We start from the raw sequence: 20,539 nt of genomic DNA, 5'->3' as shown, positions 1-20,539 counted from the left end.
AGATTTATTATTCTTTTGTTGGCAAGGTGGACTTGCCCGAATAACCGCCCGACCTATCCGACACAATGCGCAAGTGCCGGATAGGAACGGCAAAATTTTTTACACTTCTTTTACTTCTTTATCTCACTTGAGCAAAATCGAAGTAAATGTAGCATACCGCTGGTTTCTTAGATTGGACATGATGGACAAGGTTCCCCACTTTTCAACCTTCGGGAAAAACTATACCAGACGTTTCAAGGATACAGACCTTTTTGAACAGATTTTTTCCCATATTCTAATGGAGTGTTACAAATTTAAGCTGGTGGACCCGACCGAAGTCTTTGTGGATGCGACACATGTAAAGGCTCGTGCAAACAACAAAAAGATGCAAAAACGAATTGCTAATAAGGAAGCACTTTTTTATGAAGAACTTCTGAAGAAAGAAATCAACGAAGACAGGCAAGCCCACGGAAAGAAGCCGCTCAAAGAAAAAGATGATGATAAGAATGACGATGATATCACTCCATCTTCCGGAGGTGACCCGAAGGAATTCACAGATGATATTCCCAAGGACACCAAAACAATCAAAAGCAGTACCACAGACCCGGAAAGCGGATGGTTCCGTAAGGGTGAGCATAAAAATGTATTTGCATACGCAGTAGAAACAGCATGTGATAAGAATGGATGGATTCTTGGCTACACAATTAACCCAGGAAATCAGCATGACAGCAGAACTTTTAAAGGTCTTTATGACAAGATAAAAGATATCGGTATCGAAACACTGATAGCAGATGCAGGATATAAAACGCCAGCAATCGCAAAGTTACTCATAGATGATGGCATCAAACCATTACTGCCTTATAAACGTCCCATGACGAAAGAAGGCTTCTTTAAGAAATATGAGTATGCATATGATGAATACTATGATTGCTATATCTGTCCGAATAATAAGACATTAGAATACCGCACAACAAACAGAGACGGATACCGAGAATACAAAAGCTGTGGACCAACCTGTGCAACATGTCCTTACTTAGCACAGTGTACAGAAAGTAAAGATCATGTCAAAACAATTACCAGACATGTGTGGGAACCTTACATGGAAATGTGCGAAGATATCAGGCAGACTTTGGGAATGAAAGATTTGTATGCCCTCCGAAAGGAAACGATAGAAAGAATCTTTGGAACAGCAAAGGAAAACCACGGATTACGATATACGCAAATGTATGGCAAAGCCCGAATGGAAATGAAAGTCGGGCTAACTTTTGCGTGCATGAATTTAAAGAAACTGGCAAAAATCAAGCAGGAATGGGGACTTAAAGATACACTAAAATCATCTTTTTCACTTGTTTTGAACAATCTACGATTACAGAGAAGAAAAATGGCTCTAGGGTTTACGCCCTAGAGCCACTTTGTCTACAGTCTGAACAGGATTCCGAAGAATCCTGTTTTCCCTGTTCTATTAATTGCTGCTATAGTTTGGAGCTTCTTTTGTGATCTGGATATCATGCGGATGACTTTCTTTCAGAGATGCCGCTGAAATCTTCACAAACTGTCCACGCTCTTTTAATTCTTCAATCGTAGGTGTACCGCAATATCCCATACCGGAACGCAGGCCGCCCATTAACTGGAATACAGTATCTTCTACTGTTCCTTTATAAGCCACACGACCTTCTACACCTTCCGGAACAAGCTTCTTCGCGTCTGCCTGGAAATAACGATCTTTACTTCCGTTCTCCATTGCTGCGATTGATCCCATACCACGATATACTTTGTATTTTCTTCCCTGATATAATTCAAATGTTCCAGGGCTCTCATCACATCCGGCAAAAATACTTCCCATCATGCAGACATTGGCACCTGCTGCAATTGCTTTTGTCATATCTCCTGAATACTTAATACCACCATCAGCAATGATCGGAATACCATATTCTTTTGCTGCAGCGTAGCAATCCATAATTGCAGACACCTGCGGAACACCGATACCTGCAACAACACGAGTTGTACAAATAGATCCAGGTCCGATGCCGACTTTTACTGCATCTACACCGGCTTCGATCAGTGCTCTTGTTGCCTCACCTGTTGCTACATTTCCTGCGATGACCTGGAGATCCGGATAAGCTTCCTTAATCATCTTCACAGAACGGATTACATTCGCAGAATGTCCGTGTGCAGAGTCCAGTACGATCACATCTACATGTGCCTTTACCAATGCTTCTACACGCTCTAAACAATTTGCTGTAATACCAACTGCTGCTCCACAAAGCAGACGTCCCTGATCATCTTTCGCAGACAGTGGATATTTAATCTGTTTTTCAATATCTTTAATAGTAATTAAGCCTTTCAGATTAAAATCTTTATCTACAATCGGAAGTTTCTCTTTTCTTGCCTTCGCAAGAATTCTCTTTGCTTCATCCAAAGTTGTTCCTTCCAGCGCTGTAATCAGTCCTTCAGAAGTCATGGATTCTTTGATTTTCTTTGTAAAGTCTTCTTCGAATTTTAAATCACGGTTTGTAATAATTCCAACTAATTTCTTACCTTCGGTAATCGGCACACCTGAAATACGATATTTTGCCATCAGTTCATTCGCATCTGCAAGCGTATGTTCCGGTGACAGTGAAAACGGATCTGTAATAACGCCATTCTCTGATCTTTTTACTTTATCTACTTCATCTGCCTGCGCCTCAATGCTCATATTCTTATGGATAATTCCAATACCACCCTGACGAGCCATTGCAATTGCCATACGGTGTTCTGTAACAGTATCCATTCCAGCGCTCATCATTGGAATGTTCAGACAGATTTTCTTTGTTAAATTAGTGGTAACATCAACCTGGTTCGGAATTACCTCTGAATATGCCGGTACCAGAAGAACATCATCAAATGTAATACCCTCTCCGATTATTTTTCCCATGATTTAAATCCTCCTTCGTCTCTCTTTTGTGATAAATATTTAAAAAGGATATTAACAAAATTAATAATTAATGTCAATACCCTTTCCAGCTACATAATAACTTTTCTAGGTGCAATCATTCTGATTCCATCAAGAATGGTCTTATTCGGTTCAAAGATAATTCGATGCTTTTCGCCTTCACTCACAAGAATCATTTCATATTTCTTATGATCCGGACAATTAGAACTGAAATCTTTTGCTTTCAGATTTGCAAATGGTCTTAATTCCGGTGCTCCCTGCGGTGCGATTACTTCGAGATCTCTCATATTACAGGAAAATACTTTTTTTCGCTTCGTCTTAGCCATGATCTTATCAATGTCCAAATCTCCGTTCACATATAAGTATTCAAATTCAAGATTCACGCTGCGATGCACGAAATATGTTAGCGCTCCCAACGCTGCCGTAATTAACAGACCAAATGGCAAAATCAACATAGAAAGAACTGATATAATCGTAAACGCTCCACAGACAGATACTAGAAGTATGCTTGTGATCGGTGTTTTCCGTCGTATCAGCTGTTCTGTATAAAAGTCACTCATTGAAACTTCCTCCGCTGTTATTTACCGCCATGCGGTTTGATATTAGTATATCATAGATTTCTTTACAAAATCAATATAGTACGCAAATAAACCAGAAAAATCATGCATCTCTTCCCATTTGTACTTTCCGGTCATTCGTTCAGGATGAAATTGAACGCCAAAGACCGGCTCTTGTTCATGTTCCCACGCCTCAATCAGCTGACCATTCTCTGACCATGCTGTTGGACGCAGTCCTTCTCCAAGTTTGCAGATTCCTTGATGATGCGTACTATTTACTTGGACCTGTTCCCCATAAAGCTCCCCGAGAATACTATTCCTGTCACACGTGATATCATGGAGAAGATGCGGCACCATATGAAACCAGCCTTTCTGCACCGTCATATCCTGATACAGGCTGCCTCCATAATACACATTTAACAATTGAAATCCCCGACAGATTCCAAAAACCGGCTTCTCTCTTCTGCGAAATGCTCTATAAGCGCGTATTCATTGTCTGTTCTTGCCGGGTCCAATTTTACACTGGCATTCAGCTTCGCTTCTCCGAACAGTTCCGGCTCAATATCATCTCCGCCAGATAACAACAGTCCGTCACACACCTCTGCCAACTCTTCTGCATTTTGTTCTGCTGACAACACCGGTACACCGCCTGCTGCTGAAATAGCATCTCCATATGCTCTTGAAAGACGCAGTTCACGAACTGCGCCTTTCAATTTCATCTCATTTTCATTGGAAGCCGACGATATTAAGATCACTGGCTTTCTCATATTACATCATACCCATTCCCGGAGCGCCTGCTGGCATTGCCGGTGTCTCTTCTTTAATATTTGCTACAACAGATTCTGTTGTCAATAATGTAGATGCTACACTTGTTGCATTCTGAAGTGCACTTCTTGTTACTTTAGCCGGATCCAGAATACCTGCTTTTACCATATCTACATATTCTTCTTTATATGCATCAAAACCTGTTCCCGGTTCGCTTTCTCTTACTCTGTTAATAATTACAGCGCCTTCTAATCCGGCATTTGCTGCAATATGGAATAATGGAGCCTCCAGAGCTTTCAGAACAACATTTGCACCTGTTCTTTCATCTCCTGATAATGTCTCTGCCAGTTTTGAAACTTCTTTTGATGCATGGATATAAGCAGAACCGCCGCCTGCGATAATTCCTTCTTCTACTGCTGCTCTTGTTGCTGCAAGCGCATCTTCCATACGAAGTTTTGCTTCTTTCATTTCTGTTTCTGTTGCAGCTCCTACGCGGATTACAGCTACTCCACCTGCCATCTTTGCAAGTCTTTCCTGTAATTTTTCTTTATCAAATTCAGATGTTGTCTCTTCAATCTGTGCTTTCATCTGTGCGATCCGTGCGTTGATTGCTTCTTTCTCTCCGCATCCGTCTACGATCACTGTATTTTCTTTCTGTACTTTAACAGATTTTGCACGTCCAAGCTGATCAAGTGTTGTCTCTTTCAGATCAAGTCCAAGTTCATCAGAGATTACCTGACCACCTGTCAGAATTGCGATATCTTCAAGCATTGCTTTTCTTCTGTCACCATATCCCGGAGCCTTTACTGCAACTACATTAAATGTTCCGCGCAGTTTATTTACAATTAATGTTGTAAGCGCTTCACCTTCTACATCTTCTGCAATAATCAGAAGTTTTGCTCCTGACTGTACAACCTGTTCTAACAGCGGAAGGATATCCTGAATATTGGAAATCTTCTTATCTGTGATCAGGATATATGGATCTTCCAGTGTTGCTTCCATTTTCTCCATATCCGTTGCCATGTATGCAGAAATATATCCTCTGTCGAACTGCATACCTTCTACAAGATCCAGCTCTGTCTTCATTGTTTTAGATTCTTCAATTGTAATGACACCATCGTTAGAAACTTTTTCCATTGCGTCTGCAACCATCTGGCCAACTTCATCGTCAGAAGCAGAAATTGCTGCTACTCTTGCAATCTGATCTTTGCCATTTACTTTGCTGCTCATCTTTGCAATCGCTTCTACAGCTGTCTCTGTCGCTTTTTTCATTCCCTTTCTTAAAATGATCGGGTTCGCCCCTGCTGCCAGGTTCTTCATTCCTTCATGAACCATTGCCTGTGCAAGTACTGTTGCTGTTGTTGTACCATCTCCGGCTACATCGTTTGTTTTAGATGCAACTTCACGAATCAGCTGTGCACCCATATTTTCAAATGCATCTTCAAGCTCGATTTCTTTTGCAATTGTTACACCATCATTTGTAATCAGCGGAGCTCCGAAAGATTTGTCTAAAACAACATTTCTTCCTTTTGGTCCCAATGTTACTCTTACTGTATTTGCAAGCTGATTTACACCTGCTTCTAATGCTGTTCTTGCGTCTGCTCCAAATTTAATTTCCTTTGCCACGGTAAAGGCCTCCTTTTATTCTGCATTTACATTCTGTTTTTTATTTCTATACAAATTGCTGCAATAATCTGCGATTCTGCTCCTTATTGAACTACTGCAAGAATATCGCTCTGTCTTACGATAATGTACTCTTCTTTCTCAAGCTCTACTTCTGTTCCTGCATATTTGGAATAGATTACCTGATCTCCTACCTTCACTGCCATTTCAACTTCCTTACCATCAACAACGCCGCCCGGTCCTACTGCAACAACTTCAGCCTGCTGTGGCTTCTCTTTTGTCTGGCCAGGAAGTACAATCCCGGATTTTGTTGTCTCTTCTGCCTCTAACTGTTTTAATACAACTCTGTCACCTAAAGGTACTAATTTCATGTTGAATTCCTCCTTAATCTATTCTATTAGCACTCATTTAAAACGAGTGCTAAATTATTCTAGTAATAAAATAGCACTCTGTTTTCACTTTGTCAACCTAGTTTATGTTTATTTTATATTTTGCTCTCCATTTACCAGATAGACACCATTTTCGATTTTAAATTCCAGAATATTTCCTTCCTCACTGCAGTACCTCTCCCGGATACATCCGATCACTTCACAAAGCGTATCATTTTCCTCCAGCCGGCAGCGGTAAAGAGCATCTTGGGAAATTTCCGTCAGCATATCCTCCTTCAATAACAGATATATGCACTCACTTCTCTTCTCATACCGAAGCAGTTCACATTCGTATACCGTTTCATCAATTGCAGCATTTTCTCCAAAACTTCGCGCCATTATAAGTTGCGCCGGTCCTTTCTTAAACATCTTTGCACCTCCTCTGTTCCATAAATATCCTCAAACAAGAAAAGGGTGTCCTTTTCATATTACCCGGAACACCCTTCTCTTTCTTTATTTCAACTTCTTTTCACGCTTAATCTGTTCTAGTTCCTGGAAAATATAATCATTCACAACTCGAATATAGGTTCCTTTCATTCCGGAAGAACGAGACTCAATCACACCCGCACTTTCGAACTTGCGAAGCGCATTCACAATAACGGAGCGTGTAATACCGACTCTGTCTGCAATTTTGCTCGCTACAAGAATTCCCTCAGAACCACCAAGTTCATCAAAAATATGAATGATCGCTTCCAATTCTGAGAATGACAGCGTACTGATAGCAGACTGTACAATCTGCTCTTTGCGCGCCTCTTCTGCACTTTCTTCATTCACAGAACGAAGCATCTCAAGTCCGACAACGGTTGTTCCGTACTCACTCAGAATAATATCATCAATCTCATACAGCTCATTACATTTATACATAAAAAGCGTACCGAGGCGTTCTCCTGCAATATCAATCGGCGTAATGATTCCCTGATATCCTTTTGTACTCTCAGCAGAAAATCCCAGTGTTTCCAGATTCACATTCTCTTTCGTAGACAACACATTCAGAAGACGCTCATTCAGCATCTCATCAATATGTGTTCCTACTTCTTCTTCCAAAAGTTCCTCGATCACACCTACATTCTCGCAAAAGCTGACACCGAGTACCTTACCCTTTTTACTGATAACAAGTACATTTGACCGTAAGATCTCTGTCAGTACTTTACAGATATCATTAAACACTACCTTGCTGGAATTATTGTTGTGAAGTAATTTATTAATCTTTCTAGTTTTATCTAATAGTTGTACACTCATAACTGCCTCCATCTTCAATCCATAAACATATTCGTCTCACAAAATTTATGTTAGCACACAATTTATGCAATTTCAATGCAATTTGCTATTTATTTTCTTTTATTCCAACAAATCCACAATTTGAATTACTGCACACAACTTTACTTCCCTTTTCTGTCATATAGCTTCCACACTTCGGACATTTTTCAGAATATGGCTTCTGCCATGACATAAATTCACACTCCGGATTGTCTTCACAACCGTAATAACGCCGTCCTTTTTTTGTTTTCCGGACAACAACTTCTTTTCCACAGAGCGGACATGCGACTCCGATCTTCTCAAGATAAGGTTTCGTATTGCGGCATTCCGGAAATCCCGGACATGCCAGGAATTTCCCGTGAGGACCATATTTGATAACCATATTTCTTCCGCATTCTTCACAAATAACATCTGTTACTTCATCTTCAATCTTAACACTCTCCAACTCCTTTTCTGCCTGTTGGACAGCTGCATCCAGATCCGGATAGAAATTACTGATCACACTCTTCCACTCTACTTTCCCTTCTGCCACCATGTCAAGAAGCCCTTCCATATAAGCAGTAAAATTCACATCTACAATGCTCGGGAATGATTGCTTCATAATATGATTGACTACATCGCCAAGCTCTGTTAAATACAGATTTTTATTTTCTTTTGCTACATAACGTCTTGCAATAATCGTAGAAATCGTCGGCGCGTATGTACTAGGCCGTCCAATTCCCAGTTCTTCCAGAGCTTTTACAAGCGCAGCTTCTGTATAATGTGCCGGCGGCTGTGTAAAATGCTGTTTTGCATCCAACTGTTTCTTTGTCAGTTCCGAAGAAACATCCAGCGATTTCAGTAATACATTGTTCTCTGCCTTTTCTTCTCCGGATTCCACATAAACTTCCCGGAAACCTTCAAACGCTACTCTGGATGCAGATACTTGGAAACGGTATTCTCCCGCAGCAATTTTAACCGATGTTGTCTCAAATTTTGCCGGAGCCATACGGCTTGCTACGAATCGTTTCCAGATCAACTGGTACAAACGGAACTGGTCTCTTGAAAGCGATTCCTTTACCGATGCCGGCGTTCTCGTCACATCAGTCGGACGGATTGCCTCATGTGCATCCTGGATTTTCTTCCCGTCTTCTTTTTTCTTCTGTCCTTCTGTTACAAATGCTTCTCCATAAACTTCAGATACATATTTTCTTGTATTTTCATCTGCTTCTTCCGATACACGGGTAGAATCTGTACGCAGATATGTGATCAGACCAACGGTTCCATTCCCTTTCAAATCAATTCCTTCATACAGCTGCTGCGCGATCCTCATTGTTTTCTGCGTTGCAAAATTCAATACTTTCGACGCTTCCTGCTGGAGTGTACTTGTTGTAAACGGTACCGGAGGTTTCTGGCTCCGTTCTCCTTTCTTCACATCTGCCACCCGGAAGGTTTCTCCTTCCACTTCTTTTACGATGCGATCCAGCTCTTCTTTTGAACGAATGGTAATCTTCTCTTTTTCTTTGCCATAAAACTTAGCCTGAAGATGCTTTCTTTCTCCTTTTACTGCGAGTTCTGCATCCAGTGTCCAATATTCTTCCGGAATAAATGCATCTATTTCTTCTTCACGATCTGCAATGATGCGAAGAGCAACGGACTGAACACGTCCTGCACTTAATCCCCTTTTTACTTTTGCCCATAATAACGGGCTGATCCGATATCCAACGATGCGGTCCAGAGCACGTCTTGCCTGCTGTGCATCTACAAGATCCATATCAATTTCCCGCGCTTCCTTAATAGAAGCTTTCACGGCACTTTTCGTAATCTCGTTAAAACTGATTCGAAACATTTTCTTATCATCCAGCTTCAGCGCTTTTGACAAATGCCATGCAATTGCTTCTCCCTCCCGGTCAGGGTCAGTTGCAAGAAATACTTTATCTGCTTTTTTTACCTCTTTACGCAGATTTGCAAGAATATCTCCTTTTCCGCGAATAGTAATATATTTAGGTTCAAAATCATGTTCTACATCGATTCCAAGCTGGCTCTTTGGGAGATCCCTTACATGTCCGTTGGACGCTGTAACAACATAATTGCTTCCCAAAAATTTTTTGATTGTTTTCACTTTCGCCGGTGACTCTACGATCACTAGATACCGTGCCATATCATATAAACCTCCTTACGGTTTCTATATACATTTTACATAATAATTTTTTGAAATCTCTTCTGCATATCCCTGCAGTGTCAAATCTGTCAATGCTCCGATTACTGTCTGAACCGGAAGCTCTGTTTCCTCTACAATCTGCTGCAGTCCTTTCTGGCAGAAGCCGAGACAACTATACACCAAATCAAGATGACTTTCAAGCTTTATTTTGGTTTCTTTTATTTTTCCATATAAATTACGGCTTCCAAATTCCAGTTCTTCCAGCAATTCTTCCGGAGATAATAATATTCCGGCCCCTTGCTGTATGAGCTGATGACACCCTCTGCTCAGGCTACTGCTAATCGGTCCCGGAAGGCATACACATCTTTCCCCTGTTCAAGCGCCATATCTGCAGTAATCAGTGATCCACTCTTTTGACGAGCTTCCATTACAAGAACTACATCCGACAAACCACTGATAATCCTGTTGCGTGCAGGAAAATTCTGTGGAAGCGGCGGTGTACCCGGAGGGTATTCTGAAATAATCGCTCCCCCTGTATCAAGGATATCCTGATACAGTCCTATATGTTCTCTTGGGTAACAGAGATCCACACCACATCCCAATACTGCAATTGTCTTTCCTCCCGCTTTTAAAGCCCCTCGCTGTGCTGCGCCATCTATTCCAAGCGCCATTCCACTTACGAGCAGAACGCCATGCCGCGAAAGGCTGACGGCAAAGTTTTCTGCAGATTGCCGCCCATAGGCAGTACAGCTTCTGGCTCCAACTACAGCAGCCGCCGGCATTTCCTCCTCCGGGAGTTTTCCTTTTACATAAAGAAGATAGGGCGGCGCAGAAATACTTGAAAGCCGTTTTGGATATTCTTTTGTCCCCCGCCTCAGAAAATATATTTGTTTCCTGTGCAGCTCCTCCAGATTTTGATTCAGTATTTCCTTATCACAGCGTTTCTGTCCGTCCCGGATTGCTAAAATCTCTTTCTCCTTCAAACAGATTCCCAGTGTATGAAACTCTTTTGTTTTATACAGCACGGCTGCTGACGAAACTGCTGAACGGATTGCGAATTTTCTCGCAGGCGAAATTCCGGGAAGTGTTCCAAACCAATATTCATATTTCATCTCATCCCCTGCCTTCCCCAGTATTTTTTATCCAGTGTCCGGTAGCCGATAGCCTCTTTTAAATGAACAGCTCTTATCCTATTCTCTCCTTCAAGATCTGCAATTGTTCTGGCAACCTTCAATACTTTATGGTATGTTCTTGCTGTCATTCCATATGCCTGAAATGCCTGTCCCATTAATTTTTCTTCTGCGATTCCAAGATTGCAGTATCTGTTCATGTCTCCCGGCTCCAATAATGCATTCACATCATAAGCATTTTTTAGAAATCGCTGCTTTTGTATCTCTCTTGCTGCACAAATCCGCTTTCGCATTCTGGCAGAGTCCCGCTCTTTTGGCGTATACAGTTCTCCCCTCAAAGATTCGTAGGTAACTTTTGGGACTTCAATACAAATATCGATTCTGTCCAGAAATGGCTGGCTAATCTTTCCAAGATAATTCTGAATCTGGGCAGGTGTACACATACATCTGTTTAGATCCGGATAACATCCGCAAGGACAGGGATTCATGGCTCCGACAAGAATAAAATCTGCCGGATATACATAGGTACCCTGTGTTCTGATCAGCCGCACTTCCTTTGATTCTAACGGTTGCCGAAGGACTTCCAGAACTGCTTTGTCAAATTCTGCTAATTCATCCAAAAACAGAACACCTTTGTGCGCCATACTGATTTCTCCGGGCAGAGGCGTCTGTCCTCCGCCAAGCAGCGCCGGTTTGGAAGCAGTATGATGAACTTCCCGGAACGGCCTTTCTTCTATAAGCGGCTGTTCTGAAGATACCCTTCCAAGTACGCTGTAAATTTTTGTAAGCTCAATACTCTCCTCTCTTGTAAGCGGAGGCAAAATTCCCGGAATCCGCTTAGCCAGCATTGTTTTACCTGCCCCCGGCGGTCCGAGAAACAAAATATTATGTCCTCCTGCCACTGCCACCTCAATGGCGCGCTTTACTGCTTCCTGTCCCGCAATATCTGAAAAGTCCGGATAAAGTGGTCGCTGGTATAACATACATTTCTTCGCCGGAGATCTTCCAATAAGATTTTCCTCCATTACCTCCTGCAAATGCGAAAGTCCAATCACCTGAATTCCCTCAACAAGTCCCGCTTCTTCTTCATTCTCTTTCGGAACAACGCAAAGTGAAATCCCCTGTTTTTTTGCCTCATCTACAATTGGCAGAATTCCCGGTACCTTTCTGATCTCTCCATCAAGTCCAAGCTCTCCTATCCACAATAGTTCCCCTGTTTCTGCAATGGGAATCCTTATCCCCATTGCTGAAGAACTGCTATTGCCACCGGAAGATCAAATGAAGATCCTTTTTTTCGCAGATTTGCCGGCGATAAATTCACAACAATTCTTTTAGCAGGAAGCAGATACCCCGTATGGCGAATGGCAGAGCGTACCCGCTCACTTGCTTCTTTGACTTCCGATGACAGATACCCTACCATATGAAATACCGGAAGCCCATTGCTGACATCTGCTTCTGCCTGAACAAACTTTACCCTAAGTCCATGCAGTACAGCCGTTGTCACTTTACTGAACATAATTTCAGTCAGCTCCTTTCCTGATTCTATTTTTCATCTGGATGATCCGGCTGCTATAAGAACTCTCAGAAGACGTAGAATTGTCAAATTCAGAAATGTGATAAGAATCACCCGCCGGATATGAAGATATGGGTTCATATTATCATAGATTCTAATACAGTGCAATGATATCCCAAGCATTTTCCACAGAAACCAAAATGTTTTTGATGGAAAAGCACAAATCCATTTGACTTCTCATACATTGTATTAAACACGCTGCGAGGTATTGATCTTGAAAGCATTTCCACAGCCCCTCTCCCGGGAAGAAGAACAGTTCTACATGCAGAAATATACCGAAGGTGATCTGAATGCAAAACATATCTTAATCGAACGCAATCTTCGCCTTGTCGCACACATCGTAAAAAAATACCAGCACGCAGACACTGACCAGGAAGATTTCATTTCCATTGGAACAATCGGATTGATCAAGGCCGTCACAACTTTCAATCCGAAACGCAATAATCGTCTTGCTTCTTATGCTGCACGCTGTATCGAAAATGAAATCCTTATGTTCCTGCGTTCCCAAAAAAAATCTTCCAAAGAGGTCTCTCTCTACGATCCCATCGGAACAGACTGCGAAGGCAATGAAATCCAGCTCTATGATATACTGGAAACAGAAGAGATTGACGCCGAAGCACAAATCGCCTTACATGATGATATTCAACTCCTTTATACAAAAGTAGAGTCTGAACTTTCTCCCCGGGAACGACTTGTTCTTAAACTGCGTTATGGACTTTATAATGAAGAAGAGTACACGCAGCGGGAAGTAGCTTCCCAGCTTGGTATTTCCCGGTCATATGTCTCCCGGATTGAAAAAAGTGCAATTGAAAAACTGCGCAGACATTTTCAATAACACAAAAGCTGATGCCGGAAATCGAAACGGAACCATTTTCTTCCGCCTGACGATTCGCTGCATCAGCTTTTTTCTGTCCTACTGCCTTTCTAAAAATTCTCTGACATTTTCTTCTGTTATTTTAATATACGGTAAATAAGTATACTTCTCCGGATGTACTGTACCGTCACTGATTTCAACTGCAAGATGAGCCATTGCTTCCGCCTGTCCTTCTTTATCATTGTAGACTGTTCCTGCCAGTTCTCCTTCCAGAAATGCTTGAAGCCCTACATGAGTCCCATCAATCCCTAGAAAGATCGGCCATGTATTTTCTGTGTAATTTGCTCCCTTATAAGCATCGATTGCACCAAGCGCCATATCATCATTATTTGCCAGAACAAGTTCAATCTGATTCTGATATTGGCCAATCATCTGCTCCATCCGGTTCTGTGCCTGCGGGCGACTCCAATTGGCAATCTGATAACTTAATTTTTCCAGCATAATCCCCTGATTTTTCAATGTATCCACTGCATACCCGGTCCGGATAATCGCATCCTGATGCCCTGCCTCTCCTTCAAGCACGACATACTGTATTTTCCCGTCACCGTTTCTGTCAACCTTTTCATTGTTCCGGATAACCTCTGCCGCTAATTCTCCCTGCATAATGCCAGACTGCTTTGCCTCAGCTCCCACATAATAGAGACCATCCCACTGCATCAGATCTTCCGCTACCGGTTCTCTGTTAAAAAAAATGATAGGCACGTCATTATCTCTTGCTAAATCTATAATTTCTGACGGATCTGCACGGTCTACCAGATTGACACACAGCACATCACATCCCATATCAATTAATTCCTTTACCTGATCATCCTGCGTCCGCTGTGCTCCGGCAGCATCTAATACCGTTACTGTCGTCTCAGATGTTCCCGCCGCTAATTTCAGCTCCTCCCGAAAACTTGACAGCATTTCGTTCAGAAAGGTATCACTCTGATTATAGTAAGTTACTCCGACATGTATCTTCTCTGTCTGTGCTGTCTCACCTGCTTTACAGCCTGACAGGATCTGCATTCCAAACATAAGCACAGCACAAACTTCCCACACTTTTTTTTGTTTCATTTTGACACCTCTGTCTTTCTACTGACTCATTGTAAAAAGTATTTTCTGGCTCTCCTTCGTAAACAAACAGTCTCTCCGAAGAACTGTATGAGCAATATTTCTGCTTTTCATCTCAGGCCAGAACTTCTCCAATGCCTGCGCTACTTCCTTCAGACTTTGATATCCCGCATCAAACTCATCCGGAACAATAAGACATTCTACATTTCTTGTGTCCAGGTAATATACTGCCTCTGTCGAATGCCCTATTCCATATACGACTGCTCCCCAAAGCTGATTTCCCGCCGCATAGCGTCCTGCTGTTTTCACACTTCTGTCATCCAGTGCAATTACAATATCTACTTTCGGCCAGCTTGTAAGTGTACCACTGGCTTCTGTAAAGGAGCCTGCCACAGACCAGATGATTTCTCCGTTCGCTTCTTTTATTGCATCCCGAAATCCTTCGTCTCGCCTGCGAATTGTCTCCATATCCATTGTTTCGGCCAAAATTCCAATCCGTTTTCCCTGAAGATTTTCATTATAATCTTTCAGAAGTTCCTTAGCAAGATTCTGTCCCATTTCATAATTATCCGGTTCTGTTACCGCCCATTCTTTCTTTTCACTGTCTTTCGAAGAAATAGATTCCAGCAGCATGATCGGGATATTTTTTCTAACCTGTGTCACCGCCGACTCTGCTTTGGCTCCAGCTGCCGGCTGCACAATTAAGGCATCGGCTCCGTTTTTTAATTCCGTCTCAATCATCTGCCTCTGCTTTTTAGCCGTGGAACCGCTTTCCATATTTACGATCGTAACTTCCACTCCAAAATCTTCTCCGGCAGTTTTCAGTCCATACTTTGCAGATGCCCACCGGCTGTCGTCTGCATTCTGCAGGATTACGGACACTTTATTCCGCTTCTGTTCGCCTTTTCCAAGCAGCATACTTACCGCAAGCACCGCTGCCAGCAGCCCCAATATCATTTCCGTTATAATAAATCCTTTTTTCCCACTTACCATGCTCTGCTACACTTCCTCATCCATCACATCTTCCTTCCGAAACATATGACCTTTCTCAAGAATTTCCCGATTCTCCTCTGTATACGACACTGCCGGCATTCTGATTGATACAATCGTTCCCTCATCCGGCTCACTCTCTACCTTCAAACCATATTCTTTTCCAAAAAGTATCTGTATCCGGTTATTGACATTTACGAGTCCGACTCCGGAGCCGTGTTTGCTGATACGTTCGCCGTCTGTCAATATATGTTCTACTTCTTCCTCTGCCATTCCGATACCGTTGTCCTTGACGGAAAGAATAATATCCCTTCCTTTCCGCTCTCCTGCCACAACAATCTCACCGGAATCATCCATTGCTCCTACCCCATATGCAATGGCATTTTCCAAAAGCGGCTGTAAAATCAATTTCACTGTACAGTAAGAATACAGCTCTTCTGCTACAGCAAATGTTACGGAAAATGTATTTTTGTAACGGATTTTCTGAATATTCATATAACTCTGCGCATGCTGAAGCTCATCCCGGATCGTAATAACTGTACGGCCCTTTGAAAGGCTGATACGGAAGAACTTTGCCAGCTGTGTAATCATAAAAGAAGCTTCTTCGTTTCGTTCGCCTTCGATCATCCAGGTAATGGATTCCAGCGTATTATACAAAAAATGCGGGTTAATCTGGCTTTGCAGCGCTGCAAGCTCACTTTTGCGGCGCTCTGTCTGTTCCCACACAATTTCTTTCATTAAGACATCAATCTTCTCATAAAAACTCTGGATGGAATGTCCCAGATAACGAATCTCGGTAGAACCACCAATATAAATCTCCGGCTTCTTTCCGGCCTCATATTCTCTGACAGAATCACTGAGCTGTAGAATCGGCCTGGAAATTCTCACAGATACAACACGGTTAATCGTCACAAGCATCATCGCTACAAGAAGCATCAGCATGGCAACAAAATAGCGAATATCAATAATTCCATCCGTAAACGTGCTGTCCGGAAGCACCCCGACCAATTTCCAACCGGTATAACTGATTGTATTCACAATTACTTTTCGATTTTCTCCTTCGAACTTCTCCTGATAAATCCCTTCTTTATAATCTGCTACTGCCTGATGATTCTCTTTCTGGATTCCATCTCCAATCTGCATCTGTTTTGGATGATAAATAATCTCTCCATCACTGTCACAAAGATAAAAATACTGCCCTCCGCTTGATTCATTAATCTGCCGCATCATTCGGGAAATCACAGAATAGTCCATGTCTACGAGAAGCACCCCTTCCTGGGATCTGCCGTGATCTGTAATTTCAATGGCTCTGCTTAAAGAAATTACCCAATAATAGCGAAAAGAACCGTCATCAAAAAGATTCTGAACATGCGGATTGGAGAAATGCATATTTTCCTGCTTCTCTGCAGCCTGTCGATACCAGTCCTGCTTCATAACGTCCGGATCTTTTTTTTCTTCCGCCACCGGTTCCGCTGCCATCAGACGCCCATAACGATTATAAATCGCAATACTTTGCAGATTTTCATCATTCGCTGCATATAACAGATTCATTTTCTGCTGAATTTCTTTTGTCTCACTGGAAAAATCGTTTTCTTTTATTACATTATAATACAGCGTATCTGAAATCTGACGCATTTTTACAAGATAATCTTCCAGACTTTCTCCTGTCTGCTCCATGAGCGTTTTTGTACTTTGCACCATTTCCTTTCGAAATACGGTAGAAAAGCGGGAATATAGGATCAGACCGCTTACAAGCAGAAGGGAAAGAGAAATTCCGGAAAAGATTACCATGATTGTTGACTGTATTCCCCTCGGTTTTAATTTTTTTAATATTCTCGAATAATTATGTTTCACGCTCTGCATACTCCGTTCTATATTTGGAAGGAGACGTTCCAAATTGTCGTTTAAATACATAGCTGAAGTAATTCGGATCAGTATATCCAACCTTTTTCCCAATAATATAACTCTTTTCATCCGATTCTATCAGCATCTCCGCTGCCTTCTCCATGCGGTATTCTGTCAGATATCCAATGAAAGAATTTCCTGTTTCCTTCTTAAAAATTGTTGAGAAATAAGAATTGGACACACCTAGCTCCCTGCATATTAAATCCAGTGAAAGGGTTTCGTCTCCATAATGGTTTTCTACATATTCTTTTGCCTTTGCCACAAAAGACTTTGTGGAATTGCTCCGTGCATTTGTCAATTTTTCATGTAATGACAGACTGATCTGTACGAGCCATTTACGAAATGTCTCTGGCTCCATATCGAGAATCCGCCCATATAATGAACGCATATCCCCCGCAAATTCCTCCATTACAATATCATTTTGCGATGAAAACCGATATAATTCACTGACCAGTTCCATTACAACAATATAATGCTGCTGCAGCGTCCTGTTCCGCACTGCAATCTGATCCAAATACTGATCCACTGCCCCGCTGATTTCTTCCTCCGTTCCAAGCCGAATCATTTTAAATAAATGTGTAAAAACTTCTGTGTCTGTTCCAGTCTCTTTCTCACTCATTTCTCTCGGCGCAATCTCTTTCATATTGATCGCTCTGTTCGCTCCGTAAATGGCTCTGTACGATACAGCTTCTCTCGCACTGCTGTAAGACTGCGACAATTCCAGCATATTGCTGCATACAAAACCAACTCCAACTGTGACAACTGCTCCCATCATCCGCTTCACATATCGACAAAAGCGATCACACTCATCTGTCAGACGGGATACTTCCTGCTCTGTCGAAAGCTGTGCGATCAAAACTGTATTATTCAGATAAGAAAAACATTTTCCTCTCCAGACTTCTGCCAGGCGCTCCTCTGCCTGTTTCTGTACTGCCGTAAATAAGAGCAATGGATTCACGCCATCGGGGATTCGGCTGGACGACGTATGGATTACAAGACAGCAATAAAAAGGACCTTCCATCGTAATCTGATAATCTTTAAGATATTTCGGAAGCTCTTCCTGCTGAATCCTCCCCTCGATCAATGTAGAATAAAAATTCACCTGCAATAACGGCAATGATTCCAGATAATAATTCTGCAGAACTTCCACATTACGTTTTTCGCTGATTTCCTGGTCTAATTTCTGTTTTAAATGCGAAAACACATTGGTCAGTTCCGCAGAATTTACCGGCTTTAGAAGATACTCTTCCACTTCCAGATGTACAGCTTCTTTCGCATATTCAAATTCATCAAATCCTGTAAAAATCAAAAGCTTCGTTGCCGGAAATTCCTCTTTAATCCGGTGCGCCAGCTCCATTCCATCTACATAAGGCATCTTGATATCCGTCATTACCACGTCCGGCTGATATTCTTCCACCATTTCAAATGCCTTCACTCCATTATTCGCATAACCGATCACAGAAAAGCCAAGACCTTCCCAATCTATTTTTTTCATAATGACCTGAATTACCTCTTCCTCGTCATCTACAAGAAGCACTGTGTATTTTTCCATAACTGTTTCTCCATTGTTTTTAATATCTATTATTATATCAGATGTATATTGAAATAGAAATCCCGGACGAAAAAAAAGAGCCAGAAATACATCTGACTCTTCTGCCTTATATCATAATTATTTTTTCTGAACGTATTTCAGACAGTCAAGTGTTACTGCCACAAGGATAATGATACCTGAGAATACGAACTGAAGGTTTGTATCAATACCGAGGATTGTAAGAGAGTATGTAAGTGCTGTAAAGATAAATACACCAACTACTACACCTGAAATCTTACCAATACCACCAGTGAAAGATACTCCACCAACTACACAGGCTGCGATGGCATCCATCTCCCAGCCCTGTCCATAAGCTGCTGATCCTGAACCAACCATTCTCATACACTCTAACCAGGAACCAAATCCATACAGGATACCTGCAAGCATAAATGCACCAACAGTTACCCAGAATACAGAAATACCAGAAACAGCTGCCGCTTCCGGATTACCTCCGACTGCGTACAGATTCTTACCAAAGCTTGTTTTATTCCAAATGAACCATACGATTGCAATAGCTGCTACTGCCCAGAGAATGATTGTTGGGAATCCATTGACTCTAGGAATCACCATGTTTGGAATTGTCGGCTCAATTGCACCGAAAGATACACCTTTTGTTGCATAAGTAATGAGACCAAAGATTACAAGCATGTTCGCCATTGTTGAAATAAATGGATGCATTTTAAACTTAGCTGTAAAGAAACCGGCAATTGTTGTAAAGAATGTACAAAGTACAACACATACGACAAGCGCCAGAATCATTCTTGCACCGATAGACATCTTCGTAAAATCAAAAATATGTCCAAATACAGAACCTGTATTCACTCCCTGATGCATGATAATTGTTGCTGTTGTCATACCCATACCTACCATACGTCCGATGGAAAGGTCAGTACCTGCAAGAAGGATCAGACCGGCAACACCAAGTGCAAGGAACATTCGAGGAGATGCCTGCTGAAGTATGTTAAGTACGTTATTGTATGTCAGAAGCGGAGCTCCTTTGATAATCGGTGTGATGATACATAATGCAATAAAGATTAAAATAATTGCAATATACAATCCATTCTGCAATAAGAATGATCTTCTGTTGAATGTATACTTGTAGTTTTCCCATTTCTGTGCTCTTGTCTCAAGAAATGTAAACTTAGACATACGCAGTAAATCAATTAAATGGAACTTAAAATTATATGCGGCATGTCTTCTGTCTTTGATTTTCTGAAGATTTTTCTGATACTGAAGTTTCGCATCAAACAGACGGTTTTTATATACATAATTCTCGTCTTTAATCTCCTGGTGATCTTTTAATTTAGAAGCAAGTTCCTGATGTTCTTTCTCAAGTTCTGCTACTTTTAAGCGGTATTTTTCTTTTGCTGCAACTTTTTCCTGAGCACAGCTTGCTGTGACTGCCTGATAATAATCCTTATCAAAATGTGCTTTCAGATAATTTTCTGCCTCTGAAATTAATTTTGAAATCTCAGCCTTATGTTTGGATTCTACTGCTTTTGCCTGTTCCAATTCTTTGTGTGCAGCAGCAATTCTGTGTTCGCGTTCTTCTTTTGTCAGGCTCTTATCTCTTTTCATGGTATCAATGGCATTCTGCATTGCAACCACTTTATCTGTACCGTCTGCTCTGAGACCGTCAATCTTTGCCTGAATCTTACCGATATGATCCTCGATCGGCTTGCGCAGTTCTAATTCCTGCTCTGCCGTAAGAATCTTATTGTTTTCATTAGCCATAACTTCAA

15 protein-coding genes and 3 pseudogenes are annotated in these 20,539 nt (G+C 41.7%); 2 read left to right on the top strand and 16 right to left on the bottom strand.

Annotated features, from left to right (window positions below; genetic code table 11):
- Positions 1–127 precede the first annotated feature (127 nt).
- Positions 128–1,294 (top strand): annotated as a pseudogene (locus DWX73_RS05450) (IS1182 family transposase); the annotation flags it as partial.
- 147 nt (positions 1,295–1,441) lie between these two features.
- Here DWX73_RS05450 and guaB read toward each other — a convergent pair.
- From guaB to DWX73_RS05395, 11 genes and pseudogenes are all read right to left on the bottom strand, one after another.
- The gene (gene guaB, locus DWX73_RS05445) at positions 1,442–2,893 is read right to left on the bottom strand and encodes an IMP dehydrogenase (protein ID WP_118347609.1); all 1,452 of its coding nucleotides are present in this window, start codon (positions 2,891–2,893) and stop codon (positions 1,442–1,444) included.
- A gap of 89 nt (positions 2,894–2,982) precedes the next feature.
- Entirely contained in the window at positions 2,983–3,471 is a 489-nt protein-coding gene (locus tag DWX73_RS05440; RefSeq protein ID WP_118347607.1) for a DUF6106 family protein, read from the bottom strand.
- A 42-nt stretch (positions 3,472–3,513) separates the two neighbouring features.
- Positions 3,514–4,187, bottom strand: a pseudogene (locus DWX73_RS05435) (gamma-glutamyl-gamma-aminobutyrate hydrolase family protein).
- Between the two features lie 49 nt (positions 4,188–4,236).
- Positions 4,237–5,859, bottom strand: a complete 1,623-nt coding sequence (gene groL / locus DWX73_RS05425; RefSeq protein WP_118347601.1) for a chaperonin GroEL — start codon at positions 5,857–5,859, stop codon at positions 4,237–4,239.
- Positions 5,860–5,942: 83 nt separating this feature from the next.
- Positions 5,943–6,227, bottom strand: a complete 285-nt coding sequence (groES, locus tag DWX73_RS05420) for a co-chaperone GroES (protein WP_118347599.1) — start codon at positions 6,225–6,227, stop codon at positions 5,943–5,945.
- 108 nt (positions 6,228–6,335) lie between these two features.
- Positions 6,336–6,653, bottom strand: coding sequence for a hypothetical protein (locus tag DWX73_RS05415; protein WP_118347597.1), 318 nt, complete (start codon positions 6,651–6,653; stop codon positions 6,336–6,338).
- An 84-nt stretch (positions 6,654–6,737) separates the two neighbouring features.
- The gene (gene codY, locus DWX73_RS05410; RefSeq protein WP_118347595.1) at positions 6,738–7,523 is read right to left on the bottom strand and encodes a GTP-sensing pleiotropic transcriptional regulator CodY; all 786 of its coding nucleotides are present in this window, start codon (positions 7,521–7,523) and stop codon (positions 6,738–6,740) included.
- An 85-nt stretch (positions 7,524–7,608) separates the two neighbouring features.
- A complete protein-coding gene (gene topA / locus DWX73_RS05405) occupies positions 7,609–9,681 on the bottom strand; it encodes a type I DNA topoisomerase (protein WP_118347593.1) in 2,073 nt (690 codons plus the stop codon).
- Positions 9,682–9,705: 24 nt separating this feature from the next.
- The gene (locus tag DWX73_RS14795) at positions 9,706–9,948 is read right to left on the bottom strand and encodes a hypothetical protein (RefSeq protein ID WP_330413494.1); all 243 of its coding nucleotides are present in this window, start codon (positions 9,946–9,948) and stop codon (positions 9,706–9,708) included.
- 59 nt (positions 9,949–10,007) lie between these two features.
- Complete coding sequence (dprA, locus tag DWX73_RS05400) at positions 10,008–10,793, bottom strand: DNA-processing protein DprA (protein ID WP_330413493.1); 786 nt, start codon at positions 10,791–10,793, stop codon at positions 10,008–10,010.
- Positions 10,790–12,330: pseudogene (locus DWX73_RS05395) on the bottom strand (YifB family Mg chelatase-like AAA ATPase). Before DWX73_RS05395 ends, dprA begins: the two are co-directional and overlap by 4 nt.
- A gap of 268 nt (positions 12,331–12,598) precedes the next feature.
- On the opposite strand from DWX73_RS05395, the gene sigK reads away from it, so the two are divergent.
- Complete coding sequence (gene sigK / locus DWX73_RS05390) at positions 12,599–13,219, top strand: RNA polymerase sporulation sigma factor SigK (protein WP_118347591.1); 621 nt, start codon at positions 12,599–12,601, stop codon at positions 13,217–13,219.
- Between the two features lie 78 nt (positions 13,220–13,297).
- On the opposite strand, the gene DWX73_RS05385 is transcribed toward sigK, so the two are convergent.
- From DWX73_RS05385 to DWX73_RS05365, 5 genes are all read right to left on the bottom strand, one after another.
- Positions 13,298–14,314 carry a galactose ABC transporter substrate-binding protein gene (locus DWX73_RS05385; RefSeq protein WP_118347589.1) on the bottom strand — a complete coding sequence of 339 codons (1,017 nt, stop codon included), beginning with the start codon at positions 14,312–14,314 and terminating at the stop codon, positions 13,298–13,300.
- An 18-nt stretch (positions 14,315–14,332) separates the two neighbouring features.
- Positions 14,333–15,304 (bottom strand): sugar ABC transporter substrate-binding protein, encoded by a 972-nt coding sequence (locus DWX73_RS05380; RefSeq protein WP_118347587.1) that lies wholly within the window; start codon positions 15,302–15,304, stop codon positions 14,333–14,335.
- 6 nt (positions 15,305–15,310) lie between these two features.
- Positions 15,311–17,164: a cache domain-containing sensor histidine kinase gene (locus DWX73_RS05375; protein ID WP_242996640.1), complete on the bottom strand. Its 1,854-nt coding sequence runs from the start codon at positions 17,162–17,164 to the stop codon at positions 15,311–15,313.
- Positions 17,145–18,758 carry a response regulator gene (locus tag DWX73_RS05370; RefSeq protein ID WP_118347583.1) on the bottom strand — a complete coding sequence of 538 codons (1,614 nt, stop codon included), beginning with the start codon at positions 18,756–18,758 and terminating at the stop codon, positions 17,145–17,147. The genes DWX73_RS05375 and DWX73_RS05370 overlap by 20 nt, the downstream gene beginning before the upstream one ends.
- Positions 18,759–18,875: 117 nt before the next feature.
- Positions 18,876–20,531, bottom strand: coding sequence for a galactose/methyl galactoside ABC transporter permease MglC (locus DWX73_RS05365; protein ID WP_118347619.1), 1,656 nt, complete (start codon positions 20,529–20,531; stop codon positions 18,876–18,878).
- Positions 20,532–20,539 lie beyond the last annotated feature (8 nt).

It is taken from the genome of Coprococcus sp. AF21-14LB (genome assembly GCF_003458885.1).
Taxonomy (GTDB): domain Bacteria; phylum Bacillota; class Clostridia; order Lachnospirales; family Lachnospiraceae; genus UBA9414.
This window is presented reverse-complemented; position numbering and strand designations above follow the sequence as displayed.

What these genes read in the sequence shown, in the direction of transcription:
- DWX73_RS05385 (WP_118347589.1), bottom strand. Translation starts at nt 14,314, where the DNA reads ATGAAACAAAAAAAAGTGTGGGAAGTTTGTGCTGTGCTTATGTTTGGA.
- DWX73_RS05375 (WP_242996640.1), bottom strand. Translation starts at nt 17,164, where the DNA reads ATGCAGAGCGTGAAACATAATTATTCGAGAATATTAAAAAAATTAAAA.
- DWX73_RS05370 (WP_118347583.1), bottom strand. Translation starts at nt 18,758, where the DNA reads ATGGAAAAATACACAGTGCTTCTTGTAGATGACGAGGAAGAGGTAATT.
- DWX73_RS05380 (WP_118347587.1), bottom strand. Translation starts at nt 15,304, where the DNA reads ATGGTAAGTGGGAAAAAAGGATTTATTATAACGGAAATGATATTGGGG.
- DWX73_RS05365 (WP_118347619.1), bottom strand. Translation starts at nt 20,531, where the DNA reads ATGGCTAATGAAAACAATAAGATTCTTACGGCAGAGCAGGAATTAGAA.
- DWX73_RS05415 (WP_118347597.1), bottom strand. Translation starts at nt 6,653, where the DNA reads ATGTTTAAGAAAGGACCGGCGCAACTTATAATGGCGCGAAGTTTTGGA.
- groES (WP_118347599.1), bottom strand. Translation starts at nt 6,227, where the DNA reads ATGAAATTAGTACCTTTAGGTGACAGAGTTGTATTAAAACAGTTAGAG.
- guaB (WP_118347609.1), bottom strand. Translation starts at nt 2,893, where the DNA reads ATGGGAAAAATAATCGGAGAGGGTATTACATTTGATGATGTTCTTCTG.
- DWX73_RS05440 (WP_118347607.1), bottom strand. Translation starts at nt 3,471, where the DNA reads ATGAGTGACTTTTATACAGAACAGCTGATACGACGGAAAACACCGATC.
- codY (WP_118347595.1), bottom strand. Translation starts at nt 7,523, where the DNA reads ATGAGTGTACAACTATTAGATAAAACTAGAAAGATTAATAAATTACTT.
- dprA (WP_330413493.1), bottom strand. Translation starts at nt 10,793, where the DNA reads ATGAAATATGAATATTGGTTTGGAACACTTCCCGGAATTTCGCCTGCG.
- topA (WP_118347593.1), bottom strand. Translation starts at nt 9,681, where the DNA reads ATGGCACGGTATCTAGTGATCGTAGAGTCACCGGCGAAAGTGAAAACA.